The 16,207-nt window shown below is 66.1% G+C and carries 14 protein-coding genes; 5 read left to right on the top strand and 9 right to left on the bottom strand.

The window, feature by feature from the left end:
• Positions 1–42 precede the first annotated feature (42 nt).
• From FNV92_RS03800 to coxB, 5 genes are all read right to left on the bottom strand, one after another.
• Positions 43–693 (bottom strand): cytochrome c oxidase assembly protein, encoded by a 651-nt coding sequence (locus tag FNV92_RS03800; RefSeq protein ID WP_143842133.1) that lies wholly within the window; start codon positions 691–693, stop codon positions 43–45.
• Between the two features lie 5 nt (positions 694–698).
• A complete protein-coding gene (locus tag FNV92_RS03795; RefSeq protein ID WP_014439421.1) occupies positions 699–875 on the bottom strand; it encodes a hypothetical protein in 177 nt (58 codons plus the stop codon).
• A complete protein-coding gene (locus FNV92_RS03790; protein WP_143842135.1) occupies positions 872–1,816 on the bottom strand; it encodes a heme o synthase in 945 nt (314 codons plus the stop codon). Before FNV92_RS03790 ends, FNV92_RS03795 begins: the two co-directional genes overlap by 4 nt.
• A 59-nt stretch (positions 1,817–1,875) precedes the next feature.
• Complete coding sequence (ctaD, locus tag FNV92_RS03785; protein WP_014439419.1) at positions 1,876–3,501, bottom strand: cytochrome c oxidase subunit I; 1,626 nt, start codon at positions 3,499–3,501, stop codon at positions 1,876–1,878.
• Positions 3,502–3,589: 88 nt separating this feature from the next.
• A complete protein-coding gene (gene coxB / locus FNV92_RS03780; protein ID WP_143842137.1) occupies positions 3,590–4,429 on the bottom strand; it encodes a cytochrome c oxidase subunit II in 840 nt (279 codons plus the stop codon).
• Between the two features lie 448 nt (positions 4,430–4,877).
• Here coxB and FNV92_RS03775 point away from each other — a divergent pair, with 448 nt between their 5' ends.
• The 3 genes from FNV92_RS03775 to lepB all read left to right on the top strand — a co-directional run bounded on the left by FNV92_RS03775 (position 4,878) and on the right by lepB (position 7,737).
• A complete protein-coding gene (locus FNV92_RS03775; RefSeq protein ID WP_143842139.1) occupies positions 4,878–5,423 on the top strand; it encodes an invasion associated locus B family protein in 546 nt (181 codons plus the stop codon).
• Between the two features lie 113 nt (positions 5,424–5,536).
• Positions 5,537–6,964 carry a metalloprotease TldD gene (gene tldD, locus FNV92_RS03770; RefSeq protein WP_014439416.1) on the top strand — a complete coding sequence of 476 codons (1,428 nt, stop codon included), beginning with the start codon at positions 5,537–5,539 and terminating at the stop codon, positions 6,962–6,964.
• Entirely contained in the window at positions 6,961–7,737 is a 777-nt protein-coding gene (lepB, locus tag FNV92_RS03765; protein WP_014439415.1) for a signal peptidase I, read from the top strand. Before tldD ends, lepB begins: the two co-directional genes overlap by 4 nt.
• A 23-nt stretch (positions 7,738–7,760) precedes the next feature.
• Here the strand turns inward: lepB and FNV92_RS03760 are convergent, their stop codons facing one another.
• Complete coding sequence (locus FNV92_RS03760; protein WP_168213366.1) at positions 7,761–8,624, bottom strand: LysR family transcriptional regulator; 864 nt, start codon at positions 8,622–8,624, stop codon at positions 7,761–7,763.
• Between the two features lie 98 nt (positions 8,625–8,722).
• On the opposite strand from FNV92_RS03760, the gene FNV92_RS03755 reads away from it, so the two are divergent.
• Complete coding sequence (locus tag FNV92_RS03755; protein WP_143842143.1) at positions 8,723–9,631, top strand: DMT family transporter; 909 nt, start codon at positions 8,723–8,725, stop codon at positions 9,629–9,631.
• 12 nt (positions 9,632–9,643) lie between these two features.
• Positions 9,644–10,417, top strand: a complete 774-nt coding sequence (locus tag FNV92_RS03750) for an MBL fold metallo-hydrolase (protein WP_143842145.1) — start codon at positions 9,644–9,646, stop codon at positions 10,415–10,417.
• A gap of 74 nt (positions 10,418–10,491) precedes the next feature.
• Here FNV92_RS03750 and FNV92_RS03745 read toward each other — a convergent pair whose 3' ends face one another.
• The 3 genes from FNV92_RS03745 to FNV92_RS03735 all read right to left on the bottom strand — a co-directional run bounded on the left by FNV92_RS03745 (position 10,492) and on the right by FNV92_RS03735 (position 16,046).
• Complete coding sequence (locus tag FNV92_RS03745) at positions 10,492–11,262, bottom strand: TIGR02186 family protein (RefSeq protein ID WP_143842147.1); 771 nt, start codon at positions 11,260–11,262, stop codon at positions 10,492–10,494.
• Positions 11,259–12,176 (bottom strand): sulfite exporter TauE/SafE family protein, encoded by a 918-nt coding sequence (locus FNV92_RS03740; RefSeq protein ID WP_014439410.1) that lies wholly within the window; start codon positions 12,174–12,176, stop codon positions 11,259–11,261. The genes FNV92_RS03745 and FNV92_RS03740 overlap by 4 nt, the downstream gene beginning before the upstream one ends.
• A gap of 375 nt (positions 12,177–12,551) precedes the next feature.
• Positions 12,552–16,046: a tetratricopeptide repeat protein gene (locus FNV92_RS03735; protein ID WP_168213367.1), complete on the bottom strand. Its 3,495-nt coding sequence runs from the start codon at positions 16,044–16,046 to the stop codon at positions 12,552–12,554.
• Between the last annotated feature and the right edge of the window lie 161 nt (positions 16,047–16,207).

The following is a 16,207-nucleotide window of genomic DNA, read 5'->3' as shown; positions in this document are numbered from 1 at the left end:
CTTATCCCCTTGTTTCCAACCCCCTGAGCGTGGGCCCGGCGATCAGAGATTCCCCTTGCGTTTGTCATCTTCGCTGGCCGCCAGCGGCTTCACCACCGGATCCTTCACCGCATAGAACGTGTAGGACAGCGTGATCGTGTTGAGCCCGTCGTTCTCGTGATCCTCGGCGATCGACGGATCGACATAGAACACGACCGGCATCTCGCGCGTCTCGCCCGGCGCCATGGTCTGCTCGGTGAAGCAGAAGCAGTTGATCTTCTGGAAGTAGGATCCGACCGTCAGCGGCGCGACGTTGTAGGCGGCCTGGCCGGCGGTGGTGCGCGCGGCCTGGTTGGTCACGGTGTAGAAGACGGTGACGACCTGGCCGATATTGACCTCGATCTCGCTCTGCTCCGGCACGAACTTCCAGGGCAGGCCGGGCGCGACGTTGGAGTCGAAGCGCACAGCGATCTTCCGCGCGATCGGCCCGGTGGCCGGCGCCGAAATGGCGACCTGGGTGGTGCCGTTGAAGCCGGTGGCGCGGCAGAACCAGTTGTAGAACGGCACCGCCGCGTAGGAGGCGCCGACCATCAGCGCGACCACGCCGCCGCAGATCGAAGCAACCAGGACGTCACGGCCAACGCCTTTGAAAGGACCACGCCCCTTGCTGGCCGCCCGGCTCTGATCCCGCGATATGGTGGGCTCGTGATCCATCTTTCCTACATCGGCCGGACGAGAACTGCCGGCCCTTTGACGATGGTGACGGCGAAGAACAGCACAACGAGCACGCCCAGCGCGAGCGCGATCGCGATCGAGCGCTGACGACGGCTCTTCCGCTGCGCCTCGGTGAGGACGATTCCATCTGGCTCGGGTTTGTCAGCCATCTGCGCGATCATGCGCCCCCAACCATCGGAGCAAGCGCGCGGACCACGACCTCGGCCAGCAGGGTCGCGAACAGTGCGAAAAGATAAAGGATCGAGAAAGCGAACAGTTTTCGCGTCGCGCGCAGCGACTGGCTGCGCTCGCGGCGGATATAGACGTTGATGGCGAGCACCAGCATGCCGGCGCCAAGGATCAGCGAGACGATGCCGTAGACGGCGTCGAAATAGCCGAGCGCCCAAGGCGCCGCGGCGACCGCGATCAGGACGATCGTGTAGAGCAGGATCTGGAGGCGGGTCGCGTCGGGACCGGCGACGTTGGGCAGCATCGGAATGCCGGCGCGCGCGTAATCGTCGGAGCGGAACAGCGCCAGCGCCCAGAAGTGCGGCGGGGTCCAGAAGAAAATGATGGCGAACAGCAGCAGCGGCTCGACGTCGACCGTGCCTGTCACCGCGGCCCAGGCCACCACCGGCGGCAGGGCGCCGGCGGCGCCGCCGATCACGATATTCTGCGCGGTCCAGCGCTTCAGGCCCATCGTGTAGATCACGACGTAGAAGAAGATGGTGAAGGCCAGCAGCGCGCCCGCGATCCAGTTGACGAGGATGCCGAGCGTCATCACCGAGAAGAAGGAAAGCGTCAGCCCGAACGCCATCGCCTCGGGACGGGTGATGCGGCCGCGCGGGATCGGCCGGTTCGCCGTGCGCGACATCTTGGCGTCGATGTCGCCTTCCAGCGCCATGTTGAGCGCGCCGGAGGCGCCGGCGCCGACGGCGATGCAGAGCAGCGAGGTGATCGCCAGCACCCAGTGGAAATGCCCGGGCGCCATCCCCAGCCCGACCAGCGCGGTGAAGATCACCAGCGACATCACCCGTGGCTTCAACAGTGCGACATAGTCGCCGACCTCCGCCTCGGAGATGCGGGGATTGATGTCGATGGCATTCTGGTCGAGGACGGACACTAATTTGACTCGTTTCTTGATCGAGCCGCGGCGCCGTCATGGGCGCCGCGGGAGATCGATTACTGGACGCGGGGCAGCACTTCGAACTGGTGGAAGGGCGGTGGCGAAGGCAGCGTCCACTCCAGCGTGGTCGCACCGGCGCCCCACGGATTGTCGCCGGCCGGCACCTTCTTCGCGAAGGCGTCGATCACGGTGTAGAGGAAGATCAGGACGCCGAAGCCGGAGATGTAGGAGCCGACCGACGAGACCAGATTCCAGCCTGCGAAGGCGTCGGGATAGTCGACATAGCGGCGCGGCATGCCCGACAGGCCGAGGAAGTGCTGGGGGAAGAACACCAGGTTCACACCGATGAAGGTGACCCAGAAGTGCGCCTTGGCCAGCGTCTCATTGTACATGTAGCCCGACATCTTCGGGAACCAGTAGTACCAGCCGGCGAAGATCCCGAACACCGCGCCGAGCGACAGCACATAATGGAAGTGGGCGACGACGTAGTAGGTCTCCTGCAGCACGCGATCGACGCCGGCGTTCGCCAGCACGACGCCGGTGACACCGCCGACCGTGAACAGGAAGATGAAGCCCACCGCCCAGATCATCGGGGCGCGGAATTCGATCGAGCCGCCCCACATCGTGGCGATCCACGAGAAGATCTTCACGCCGGTCGGAACCGCGATGACCATCGTCGCCGCGACGAAATAGGCCTGCGTCGCCGAGGACATGCCGACCGTGTACATGTGGTGCGCCCACACCACGAAGCCGATGCCGCCGATCGCGACCATCGCGTAGGCCATGCCGAGATAGCCGAACACGGGCTTGCGCGAGAAGGTCGAGACGATCTGGCTGATCATGCCGAAGGCAGGCAGGATCAGGATGTACACCTCGGGGTGACCGAAGAACCAGAACAGATGCTGGAACAGCACGGGGTCGCCGCCGCCGTCGGGCGCGAAGAACGTCGTGCCGAAATTGCGGTCGGTCAGCAGCATGGTGATCGCACCGGCGAGCACCGGCAGCGACAACAGCAGCAGGAACACCGTCACCAGGATCGACCATACGAACAGCGGCATCTTGTGCAGGGTCATGCCCGGCGCGCGCATGTTGAAGATGGTGGTGATGAAGTTGATGGCGCCGAGGATCGACGAGGCGCCCGCCAGATGCAGCGACAGGATCGCGAAGTCGACGGCCGGGCCCGGATGGCCCGAGCTCGACAGCGGCACGTACATGGTCCAGCCGGCACCGACGCCGTTGGCACCGGGCTCGCCCTCCACGAAGGTCGACATCAGCAGCAGGGCGAAGGACGCCGGCAGCAGCCAGAACGAGATGTTGTTCATGCGCGGGAACGCCATGTCGGGCGCGCCGATCATCAGCGGCACGAACCAGTTGCCGAAGCCGCCGATCATCGCGGGCATGACCATGAAGAAGATCATGATCAGGCCGTGCGAGGTCACGAACACGTTATAGGTGTGCGTCTCGTGGAAGATCTGCACGCCCGGATACATCAGCTCGGCACGGATCGCGATCGACATCGCGGCGCCGATGACGCCGGCGATGACCGCGAAGATCAGGTACATCGTGCCGATGTCCTTGTGGTTGGTCGAATAGACGTAACGGCGCCATCCGGTCGGATGGGCATGCTCGTCATGTCCGTGGTCTTGCGCGTGATCGCCGTGTGCCGCTGCGCTCGTTGCCATTTTCAAATCCTGCCTTGCGTCCCGTTCGGACCTTATGCGGTCCCGCCCTTTTTGTCGCTTTCAGTCCCCTCGAGCCTTCACCCGGCGCTTACTGCGTCGGGCCGGCCGCGGAAGCATAGGTGCTGGTGCCGCCGCTCGCGTATTTCTTCTTCGCCGTTTCGACCCAGGAGGCGAACTCCTGGTCGTTCACCACACGGATGGCGATCGGCATGAAGGCGTGGTCCTTGCCGCACAGCTCCGAGCACTGACCGTAGAACATGCCGGTCTTGGTGGCCTTGAACCAGGTCTCGTTCAGCCGCCCCGGGATGGCATCGATCTTGACGCCGAAAGCCGGCAGCGCAAAGGCGTGAATGACGTCGGCGCCGGTGACCTGGACACGAATCACCTTGTTGACGGGCACCACCATCTCGTTGTCGACGCCGAGCAGGCGGGGCTGCTTGTCCTGGGCCATCAGCGAGTCGAACTCGAACTTGCCGTTATCGGGATAGGCATAGGACCAGTACCACTGCTTGCCGGTCGCCTTGATGGTCAAATCCGCCTTCGGCACGTCGAGCTCGAGGAACAGCAGTCGGAACGACGGCACCGAGATACCAACCAGGATGAGCACCGGAACCAGCGTCCAGGCCACCTCGATCAGCGTGTTGTGCGTGGTCCGCGACGGCACCGGATTGGCCTTCGCGTTGAACTTGACCACCACGACGACGAGCAGCGCCAGAACGAACAGCGTGATCAGCGTGATCAGCACGAACAGGAAATTGTGGAACCAGACGATGTTGTCCATCACCGGAGAACCGGATTCCTGCAGCGTCCATTCCCACGGCTTCGGCTGCCCGAGTTCGGCGAATGCCGCCCCGCCCGTCGCCAATGTCAGACCCGCTACGGCCAATCCCAGCAAATGCCGGCCTACCCGGCCTATCGACATCCTCATGCCGTTCGCGCTCCCCTTACGAAATCACCCCAAGTGCGTTCCCCTATTTCCGGGAAACGCTTATTCGATCCGAACCTCTGACAAACTGCCACGCAAGAATACCTCTAAGAGGAATTGGGGCCAGATCGCTCAAACGCCGAAATCAAGCTTCTCAAACCATAATTCTTGATCTATCGCAATGCAGTCTTGAGCATCGTCTGTCAGCCATCACCCGCAAGATATTTCCTAGTAACATCAAACAAAAATACCGTTTCCCGGGACGCTGCCGCTTGACAGCGGAATTGCCCGCGGTAGGCACTGGCGAACAGCCGCGCAGGAACCTGATTCGTGCGGGCGATGGCGGTGCAAGGCGGCGCGGAATTTGCTTGCGAATCGCCTTCAAGACGCCGTCATTCCCGTATCAGTCCGCCAGGCGCGAGCGACCCAGGCGAGCAGAGGGACCGACCCGATGGGGTTTTCGAGAGGCATGGCAAGGCGGGCTAAAAGGCAGGCTGGCAGCCTCGCGAAGCTGGCCGCTCTGCTGGCGGCGGTCGTCGTCATGGCGCTTCCGGGCCTCGCCCATGCGCAGGGCGCGGTGCGCTCCGTCCATGGCGACTGGCAGATTCGCTGCGACACCCCTCCGGGCGCCCAGGCCGAGCAATGCGCCCTGATCCAGAGCGTGGTGGCCGAAGACCGCTCCAATGCCGGCCTGACCGTGATCGTGCTCAAGACCGCCGACCAGAAGAGCCGCCTGATGCGCGTGGTCGCCCCGCTCGGCGTCCTGTTGCCCTCCGGCCTCGGCCTGAAGCTCGACAACCAGGACGTCGGCCGCGCCGGCTTCGTCCGCTGCCTGCCCAATGGCTGCGTTGCCGAGGTCGTCATGGACGACAAGCTGCTCGGCCAGCTCCGCACCGCCAAGACCGCCACCTTCATCATCTTTGAGACGCCCGAGGAAGGCATTGGCTTCCCGCTCAGCCTGAACGGGCTCGGCGAGGGCTATGACAAGCTGCCGTAGGGCCGTGAGCCCGGCTGCGATCCTATTGTTTCCGTAATGTGAGACGTCGCGCCCTCGCGGATCCCGTCCGAAACCATTATCTTGCCCCACATCTCCAGATAATGGACGGACGCATGACCAACCCTGCCACGACCTCCCTGCTCGACCGCGCCAATCTCGACCGCGACCAGGTTCGCAGCGAGCTCGCGCGCGGGCTTGCCGGTGCCGACGACGGCGAATTGTTCCTGGAATACAGCCAGACCGAAGCGCTGATGTTCGACAACGGCCGGCTGAAGCAGGCGACTTATGACACCTCGCAGGGTTTTGGCCTGCGCGCCGTCAAGGACGATGCGGTCGGCTACGCGCATTCCTCCGACGTCTCGCTGCCGGCGCTGATTCGCGCCGCCGATGCGGTCGCGGCCGTGCGCGGCGGCTATTCCGGCAGCTTTGCCGCCCCGCCTCCCCACACCAATGTACGGCTCTATGCCGACGACAATCCGCTCGATGCCCCCGGCTTCGAGACCAAGGTCAAACTGCTCGCCGAGATCGACGCCTATTTGCGCGACAAGGACCCGCGGGTGCGTCAGGTCAGCGTGAGCCTCGGCGCGACCTGGCAGGTGGTCGAGATCCTGCGGCCCGACGGCGAGAGCTATCGCGACATCCGCCCGCTGGTTCGGGTGAACGTCTCCGTCGTCGCCGGCCAGGGTGATCGCCAAGAGAGCGGCAGCAAGGGCTATGGCGGCCGCGCCGGTTATGCCGAATTCATCGAGAGCAAGAACTGGCGCGATGCCGCCGACGGCGCGCTGCGCGAGGCCCTGGTCAATCTGGAATCGATTCCCGCCCCCGCCGGCGAAATGGACGTCGTGCTTGGCGCCGGCTGGCCCGGTGTGATGCTGCATGAAGCGGTCGGCCACGGCCTCGAGGGCGATTTCAACCGCAAGAAGACATCTGCCTTTGCAGGCCTGATGGGCCAGCAGGTCGCGGCCAAGGGCGTCACCGTGGTCGACGACGGCACCATTGCCTCGCGGCGCGGCTCACTCTCGATCGACGACGAGGGCACGCCGACCAACCGCACCGTGCTGATCGAGGACGGCATTCTGGTCGGCTACATGCAGGACCGCCAGAACGCGCGCCTGATGAACATGAAGCCGACCGGCAACGGCCGCCGCCAGGGCTATGCCCATGTGCCGATGCCGCGCATGACCAACACCTACATGCTCGCCGGCGACCGCGATCCGGCCGAGATCCTCGCCTCGGTGAAGAACGGCGTGTTCGCCGCGAATTTCGGCGGCGGACAGGTCGACATCACCTCGGGCAAATACGTGTTCCAGTGCACCGAGGCCTACAAGATCGAGAACGGCAAGATCGGCGCGCCGCTCAAGGGCGCCATGCTGATCGGCAACGGGCCGACCGATTTGCATCGCATCCGCATGATCGGCAACGACCTCGCGCTCGACACCGGCATCGGCACCTGCGGCAAGAACGGCCAGGGCGTGCCGGTCGGCGTCGGCCAGCCGTCGCTGCTGATGGAACGCATTACGGTGGGTGGAACGGGCGCATGAGCGTTGAGAAGGTAACTGTCACCGCCAAGCGGAAGAGCAGCGGATGGGGCGGGCAGCTCATGCAGCTCGCCGGCATCGTCGCCGCCGTGTTCATCGCCAAGGGCGCGCTCGCCGAGCCGTTCTATGTTCCGTCGGGCTCGATGGAGCCGACGCTGCTGATCGGCGATGCGCTGCTCGCGTCGAAATTCCCCTACGGCTACGGCACCTCGTCGCTGCCGATCCAGATCAATTTGCCCGAGAGCGGCCGCGTCTTCGCGGAAACGCCGAAGCAGGGTGACGTCGTGGTGTTCCGCTGGCCCGGAGATCGCTCGCAGGCCTGGGTCAAGCGCGTCGTGGGATTGCCGGGCGACCGCATCCAGATGCGGCAGGGCCAGCTCTTCATCAACGACCGCCCCGCCGAGTTGAAGCCGGATGGCGTCGGCGCTGCAGAAGACGACAATGGTGGCAGCGAGCCGGCGCATCGCTATGTCGAGACGCTGCCGAACGGCGTCTCGCACCTGATCTTCAAGATGCGCGACAACGGCCCGCTCGACAACACGCAGGAAGTCACGGTGCCGCCGGGCCATCTCTTCGTGCTCGGCGACAACCGCGACAATTCCGCCGACAGCCGCGTGCCACTGCGCTCCGGCGGCGTCGGCCTGTTGCCGATCGACAATCTGGTCGGACGCGCGGATGCCGTGGTCGGCTCCTGGGATCTCGGCATGCGCAGCCAGCCGGTTTACACGTGGCTGTCCGGCTTCCGGCTCGGGCGGTTTTTCACCGCCGTGCACTGACGGCGCACAAGCGAGGCGAAGGATCACGCCGCCTTCGCCTGCACGTTCTCGCAGAACTCCGCCAGCCGATCCGCCAGCCGCAGCGTTGCGGGGCTGGCGTCGGGTGCGGCCATCAGCGCCACCTCGGTGCGGTTGATCGGCGCAAAGCCGTCCTTGGCGGTCAACACGCGGTGCTCGGACTGGATCGACATCTCCGACAGGATGCTGAGGCCCATGCCGGCGGCCACCGCAGCCTGGATGCCGGCAAGGCTCGATGACGAGTAGGACATGTGCCAGGCCCGGCCCGCGCTTTCCAGCGCGTGGATCGCGCCGGCGCGATAGAGGCAGCCGAGCGGAAAGCCGATCAGCGGCACCGATGACGCGTTGACGTCAACCCGGTGGCTCTTGCTGGTGACCCAGTGCACCTTCTCCGGCCACACTGCGATGGCGCCCTTGGCGCCGGCCTCGCGCTTGAACAGGGCGAGGTCGAGCTCGCCCCGATCGAGATCGCGGGACAGGTTCTTGCTCTGGTCGGCGCGCACATCGAGCCGCAGGCCGGGATGCGAACGCGAGAACGCGCCCAGCAGCTTGGCGAGGCGATACGCTGCAAAATCCTCGGGGATGCCGAGCCGGACCGCGCCCTCGCTGTCGGGCTCGCGCAACACGTCGCGCGCTTCCTCGGCGAGCGTGAGCAGCCGGCGTGCATAGGAGAGCAGCCGTTCGCCGGCTTCGGTCGGACGCACGTCCTTGCCGTCGCGATGCAACAGCACCTGGCCGACGTCCTCCTCCAGCCGCTTGATCTGCTGGCTGACGGTCGACTGCGTGCGGTGAACGCGCTCCCCGGCACGGGTGAAGCCGCCGGCCTCGACCACCGAGACGAAGCTGCGCAGGAGCTCCAGGTCGAGCATGGGCGCCTCCATTCGAAAAACCACTGATTGGCAGTTAATCATTTAATTTCCAAATGACAAGCCGTCTCCCTAGATCGAGGGCTCAGGAGAATGCCCCCATGTCGCTCGCCCTCTCGATGTCCGTCCCGCGCAGCCGCTTCGACGCCCTGCCGTTCTATATCGGCCTGTTCTGCCTGCTCTGGAGCTATGCCTTCGTCGCCGGCAAGATCGGCGTCACCCATTGCCCGCCGCTGATCCTGCTCGCCGCGCGTTTCTCGCTCGCCGGCATCCTCATCATCGGTGCCACGCTGATCCGCGGTGACTGGTCGCTGTCATGGCGGGATGCGGCGATCTTCGCCGTGCTCGGCATCGCCAACAACGCGCTCTATCTCGGGCTCGGCTATACCGGCCTGCAATCGGTCTCCGCCGGCCTCGGCGGCCTGATCGTCTCGGCCAATCCGGTCTTCACCGCGGCGCTCGCCGCGCTGCTGCTCGGCGAAGGCATGACCTGGCGCAAGGCCAGCGGCCTCTTGCTCGGCGTCATCGGCGTGACCGCGATCGTCTGGCATCGCCTCGCAGTCGGCACCGATTCCATGCATGGCATCCTCTTCACGCTGGCTTCGCTCGCCTCTATCGTCGCCGGCACCATCCTGTTCAAGCTGCTGGCGCCGAAGGGAAGCCTCTGGATCGGCAACGGCGTGCAGAATCTCGCCGCTGGCATCGTGCTGACGCCGGTCGCGCTCACCTTCGCCGATATTGGCGCGATCGACGTCACGCCGAGCCTGATCGGCGCCTTCGCCTTCCTGGTGCTCGGCGGCTCGATCCTTGCCTATTGGCTCTGGTTTCATCTCCTGAAAGTGTGTGGCGCGACCGCTGCCAGCGCCTATCATTTCCTGATGCCGCCGCTCGGCATCCTGTTCGCCTACATCGTGCTCGGCGAGCATGTCGAGGCCCGCGACCTCTTCGGCATCATCCCGGTCGCACTCGGCATCTATCTGGTCACGCGACCGGCGAAGCCGGCATCGTAAGGAAGGTTCACCATGCCCATTTCCATCACCCTGATCGGCGGCCCCACCGCATTGATCGAGATCGACGGCTTCCGCCTGCTCACCGACCCGACTTTCGATGCGCCCGGCGCCTACCAGCTCCCGCATGTGAAGCTGGAGAAGACGATAGGCCCCGCGATGAAGGCCGATGCCATTGGTCCGATCGATGCCGTGCTGCTCAGCCACGACCAGCACTCCGACAATCTCGACAATTCCGGGCGCGAATATCTCCTCAAGGCAAAGCGCGCGCTGACGACCGAAGCGGGCGCCAAGCGTCTCGGCGGCCATGTCGAGGGCCTTGCCCCCTGGGCGACCGCACATCTGAAGGACCGCGACGGCAACACGCTGACCATCACCGCCACGCCCGCGCGTCATGGCCCGGCCGGCATCGAGCCGCTGTCGGGCGACGTCATCGGCTTCGTGGTGTCATCGAGCCGGAAAGACACGAGCGACGTCTATATCAGCGGCGACACCACCTGGTTCGACGGTGTCGCCGAAGTCGCACGCCGCTTCAAATGCGGCGTCGTGATGCCGTTCGCGGGCGCCGCGCAAACGCGCGGGCCGTTCCACCTTACCATGGACACCAACGACACCATCGAGACCGCACGCGCCTTTCCTAATGCGATGATCGTGCCCGTGCATACCGAAGGCTGGGCGCATTTCCGCCAGAACAGCGAGGACCTGCGCAAGACCTTCGACGTGCTCGGTTTCGGCACGCGGCTGCGCCTGCTGGAGCCCGGCGTGCCCACGGTGGTGGAGGCGCCGTGATTTGAAGTGCGGTGAACTCCCTCTTCCTCGTCATGGCCGGGCTTGACGGCGAGTCTGTGGCTCGCACGGCCAACTCAATCCTTGCGAAACACGATCGACGCCATCCAGCCCGTCATCAGCGCCATCGCCGCGGTGACGAGGCCGTAGATCAGGCCGTTCTGCCGCGCGCTCATCGCGACGAACTGCTCGAAGCCGACCTTGACAATCTCGAACGCGGTCTCGGTCTTGCCGATGAACGCGCCATCGGCGAACAGCTTGATCTCGACCTGATAGGTTCCGATCGGCACTTCCGCGGGCAGCGGAATGCCGGTGCGGAACAGCGTCGGCGTCAGGAACGTCACCGCGCCCGCATCCTCGCGATAGAGGCCGCGCTGGGTGCGCAGGCGGACGAAGGCCGAGCGGAAGGCGTCTTGCGGCACCACGTCGGCAAAGTCGCCGCTGACGCGCTGGGTCAGCAGCACGTTGTTGAGCCCGATCTGCTGCCGCCGCGCGATCTCGGGCGAGGTGATGACATCGAAGGGGCGGTTGGCGAACAGCGCCAGATAGCTCGGCACCTGCAGGAACTGCCGGTAGTCGGTGTTGATCCAGATGCCGAAGGCGCGCTCCTTGCGCCGTGTCACCATATCCGCGCGCGGGCCCATCACGGTGACCACGAGATCGTATGTCGTACGGTCGGCCGGTGTGGAAGCATCCTTCTCGATCGAGCCGAACAGCACCAACTCCTCGCCGGAATAGTCCGGCGTCACCGTGACGCGATGGTTGGAGACCGACACGATCAGCCGCTCGGCGCGCGCGGCCGAGACGGTCAACGTGACGAGCAGGATTGCGAGGAGCGCGCGCATCATCCGCTCGCTCCGAGCTCACGAATGGTGAAGAGATCCGCAGGCTGGATCACCAGCTCGATCGCGAAGCGGACGCCGACCGAGAGGATCAGCAGGCCGAGCAGCAGCCGCAATTGCTCGCCGCGGATCTTCTGGCCCGCGCGTGCGCCGAACTGCGCGCCGGTAACGCCGCCGACCATGAGGATCAGCGCCAGCACCGCGTCGACCAGATGATTGGTCACCGCATGCAGCATGGTCGCGAACAGCATGGTGACCAGGGTGAGGACCATCGAGGTCCCGATCACCGTCGAGGTCGGCACCCGCAGCAGGTAGATCATGACCGGCACCAGGATGAAGCCGCCGCCGATGCCCATGATGGCGCCGATGAAGCCGATCACGATGCCGACGATCACCACGGGAATCACGGAGAGGTAGATCTTGGAGCGCTTGAACCGCATCTTGAGCGGCAGGCCGTGGATCCAGTTGTGGGTGCGCCGCGGCGGCACCGCCCCGCGCCGGGTCCGCATCAGGGCGCGCAGGCCCTCGGAGAACATCAGGCTGCCGACCGTAGTGAGCAGCACCACGTAGGACAGCGCGATCATCAGATCGAGCTGGCCGAGCGCGCGGAGCTGCGTGAACGTCCACACCCCCAGCGCCGTGCCGGTCACGCCGCCGCACAACAACACGCCGGCCAGCGCCGGGTCGATCGCACGCCGCCGCCAATAGGCCAGCGCGCCGGAGAAGGACGACGCCGCGATGTGGCTCGCGACCGAGGCGACCGCGACCGCCGGCGTGATGCCGATGAAGATCAGGAGCGGCGTCATCAGGAAGCCGCCGCCGATCCCGAACATGCCGGACACGAAGCCGACCGCCGCGCCCATCGCCAGCACCAGGAAGATGTTGACCGGAAGATCGGCGATCGGGAGATAGAGCTGCATCGAGGGACCACGCTCCGGCGAGACGGATCGATTGTGCGGAATGCTCGCCGGACGGTCGAACGATTGCCGCGCCCTTCAATAGCGGAATTCGGTCGCGGGCGTGATCGGGAATTTCGGGCGTGGTGAATGAGCGCGCGATGAGTGTGATGAGGCTGGACTCAAGCGCAGCCAGGGCAAAGGTGCGCCTCCTCCCCCGCCTGCGGGGGAGGGCTGGGGATAGGGTATGTCCACAACGGGATAATCCCCTAGAGGATAGAACCCTCACCCGGCGCGCGGGACGATGCTTCGCATCGCCCGGAACGCGCCGACCTCTCCCGCAAGCGGGAGAGGTGCACCGAGCCCGGGGCTCGTTCTGTCTGCCTAATGCTATTCCGCCTAATGCGCAGCCGAGGCCGAGCGCTTGCTCGCCACCGGCTTCGGCGCGGGCTTGGCGTTCGCCTGCGGCGCGCTGTCCCAGCCGCCGGCGGGCGCAGTGACGTTGACGGCATCGTCCGGCTGCGGCTCTGCGCTGAAGGTCTGGATGGCGAGCTTGGCGGCGGCGAGCGATTGCGGGTCGAGGCGCTTGGCGACGTCGTCGCGCTTGCCGGAGGCATCCCCGTCGCCCTGGGCAGCTGCCAGGCTGAACCATTTGTAGGACTCGGCGAGGTTCTGTTCGACGCCGATGCCGCGGGCATAGAGGATGCCGAGGTTGAACTGGCTGTCGGCGACGCCGCGATCGGCGGCTTTCCGGAACCACTGCGCCGCGCTCTTGTAATTGGCCCCGCGTCCGCCGCCGTCGGCGTCGAGCACCGCGAGATTGTGCATCGCCTTGGCATTGCCGCGCTCTGCCGCCTGCGTGTAGTAGCGGCGGGCGATGTCGGCGTCCTTCTTCACGCCGAGGCCCTTTTCGTAGAGCGTGCCGAGGCGGAAGGTCGCGGGCACCACGCCGGCCTGTGCCGCGCGGTCGTACCATTTGGCGGCTTCGTCGTAGTTCGCCGCAACGCCCTTGCCCTCGGCGAACCGCATGCCGATCTCGAAGGCCGCAGCCGCATCACCCTTCATCGCGGCTGTGCGCAGCACGGGACCGCCGATGCCGTCAGGCAGTTTTTCGCTGGGCGGCACCTGAACCAGACCGATCCGCGCGCGGCTCGTGCCCGTCAGCGCGCCGGTGACATCGCTGCTCGCCGCGGGCGGCGGCGCCGCAGCGGGAGCGGGCGGGATTTCAACCGAGGCCGAGTTGCCCGAACCGGCGACGGGGGCCGGCGCGGAATTGTTCAGCGACTGCTTTCCGATCGGCGTCGGCGAGGTCATCGACGGCGTGACCTGCTCGGGCGCAGCCGGCTTGCTTTCGACCGGCGGCGTCTGCGGCGCGGGTGCGCTGGAGGAGTCCTCCATCGCCTGCGGCGCCGGCGGCGCAGTGCCGCCGTCGAGCAGGTTCATCGCCATCTTGAACGTGCCGAGCACGATCACGACCACGCTCGCGCCGACCAGCAACGAGCGGATCTTCGAGGTGATGGTCGAGCCGCCTTCCTGGCCCTTGTCCTTGGCGCGGCTGGCACTGGTCGCTTTGACCTTGGCACCGCGGGCGGGCTTTTCGGGCTGCGCGGCTGCGGCCTGGGCCGCCCGGCGCGCTGCGGCGATGAAGCTCGACGATGACACCGGCTCCTTCGGAGCGGTAGGGATCTCGCTGATCGCGCTTTCGGACGCGGCAATGCGCTCCGACGGCGTGGCGACGCGGCCGCCCGGCCGCGTGCCCGGCTCGAGCGGATGATCCGGCGGCAATTCCGGCGCAAGCGCCGAGCGGGCCGGCGCCGTGTGGGGCTCCAGGATCTCGCTGATCGCGCGCGGCGGCAAAGGTGGTGTGGATTGCGGCGCCATCGGCGCAAGCGGCGGCGCCGCCGGATTGGCAGCAGCATGGAATTCGCGCGGCGCCGCGACGAAGGCCGACTGCGGTGGCTGATGCGCAGCGGCCGGGTTCGGCAATTCGGGCTTGGGATCGTATTTCGGCTGCGGCTGTTGCTGCGGCCGCACTTCGCGCGCCATCGGCGCGGGCTCCATCGGCGCGGCCATGGGCATCGCCATGGACGTCGTCATGGGCTGCGGCGCCGGTGGCGCGGTGCGCACCGCGCGCAGATCGCCCTCGATCATGGACAGGCGATCGACGACGTGGCCGAGCGCGTTATGGACGGCTTCGAGCGAGTCCTGGGTGCTGCGGTTGGTCTCCGCCTGGCTGAAGCGGATGTCCGAGAGCTCGCGCTTGACGACATCCACCACGCCGGAATCGGACGATGGCGTGGAATTGCGGCTCTCGGCCAGCGCGGAATAGGTCGCCTGCTGCCGTTCCAGATGCCTGAGAATGTCGTGCAGCCCGTCCTCGACGCGGCTCAAATTGCCGTTGCGCGGATCGGAGGCGGCCTCGATCCGCTCCAGCAGATACGACACCCGCTGTTCGAGATGCGCGAACGTCGATGCGGAATCGGTACCGACCTGCATGCGGTCGAAACGGTCCGACAGCGCTCGGATCGCAGCTTCCAGATGTTCGCTGCTCTCCGACGGCTGAGGCCGCTCGCGGGTCTCCAGCGCGGCGGTGAGCGCCGCGATGCGCTGCTCGAGCACCGCGAAGCTGTCGCCTGGGCCGGAGGCGCGGGTCACTTGGTCGACCTTGGACGAGAGCAGCTGCACGTCGTCCGAAAGCCGCGCCAGCGCCTCGTTGGAGGCGACGTTGGAGACGATGCCACGCAGCGCCGAGATCGCGTCTTCGAGCTGCCGCACCGTCGAGGGATCGTCATTGGCGCGCAGGATCAGATCGAGCTTGGCGCCGAGATTGCGGATCGCCTCGTCATAGCCGGTGAGTTGCTCGGCCGGCGTCAGCGTGCGCAGCACCTGCTTGATGTCGGACAGCGCGTGCTCGATGCCTGATAGCACCTGGCCGTCGGTGCCGGACGAACGGGTCTCGTCGATGCGACGATGCAGCGAGCGGATCTCGTTCTCGATCGACTCGATCGCGCGGCGCGGCATCGCCTCGGTGATGGCGGTACGGATCTCGGCAAGCTCGCTGCGGAAGGCGTTGATCGCCTGCTCGGTATTGTCAGGACGCTGGAGCGATTCGATCTGGCTCGTGATCTTGAGCAAATGGCGCTCGAGCGACGAGAAATCGGGCCCGGGCTGCGGTGGCGGCGGAGCGTAGGCGGGTTTGGGCGGCGCCATCGGGGGCGCGAATGGAGCTGCCGCCGGCGCAATCGGCGGCGCGGCGCGCGGCGGCACCTGCCGCGGCGCGAAGCCGTCGAGTTCGCTCTGCCGCGCCGTGATCTCGGCGACGGCAACGTCGAACGACGCGGGGCTCAGCGGCGGTGAGTTGCGATAGACCTGCGCGGCGGCGCGCTCGACCGCATCGGCCTGGCGCCGACGCGTTTCGATTGGTGCCGGCCGAGGCGCCTGCGGCTGCGGCTGCGGCGGCTTTGCGATTTGCGACAGCCGTGCGTCGAGCCGCGAGATGGCGTCATTGAGCTGGCGCGCGACGCCCTGCTCGCGCGAGACGTCTGGCCGCGCAGCGTCCAGTCGTGAGGCGTCCTGTCGTGAAACGTCTTGCCGCGGCGCGGGCTTCGAGATTCGTTCGATCTGCTGGGTGATCGCGTCGAGCCGCTGGTGGATGTCGGCGACTTCGCGGCTCTCCTGGCTCGGCATTTGCGCTGAACGCGGATCGGGACGTTGATCCTGACGTTGGTCCTGGCGCTGATCGTAAGGTCCGCGAAAGTTTGGCGGGGCCGTCTCGCCGAGCGTGGAGTTCAGCCAATCGTTGAGTGACATGCCGGCACGGCGCGCGGCAGCTTCGGCCCGCTCCCGGACGGATGGGTCGATACCGTCAACACTCCACGATACGCGCGAATTCATGACTCTGTCCGGTTCCGACTCCGACGCCCCACCCGGCGCCTCCAGTCTCCCCACGCGTGCCGGTTGCAAAGACAATCGGATTTGGCGCGGGTCGTCTGCCTCGAAAACCGACTTTTGTCTGTTACGGTAAATAACGGGTTAAGGAACCCGTTGGCGGTGTC

This window comes from Bradyrhizobium cosmicum (assembly GCF_007290395.2).
GTDB lineage: Bacteria > Pseudomonadota > Alphaproteobacteria > Rhizobiales > Xanthobacteraceae > Bradyrhizobium > Bradyrhizobium cosmicum.
The sequence above is the reverse complement of the archived record's forward strand: the minus strand, read 5'-3'. Positions and strand labels throughout refer to the sequence as shown.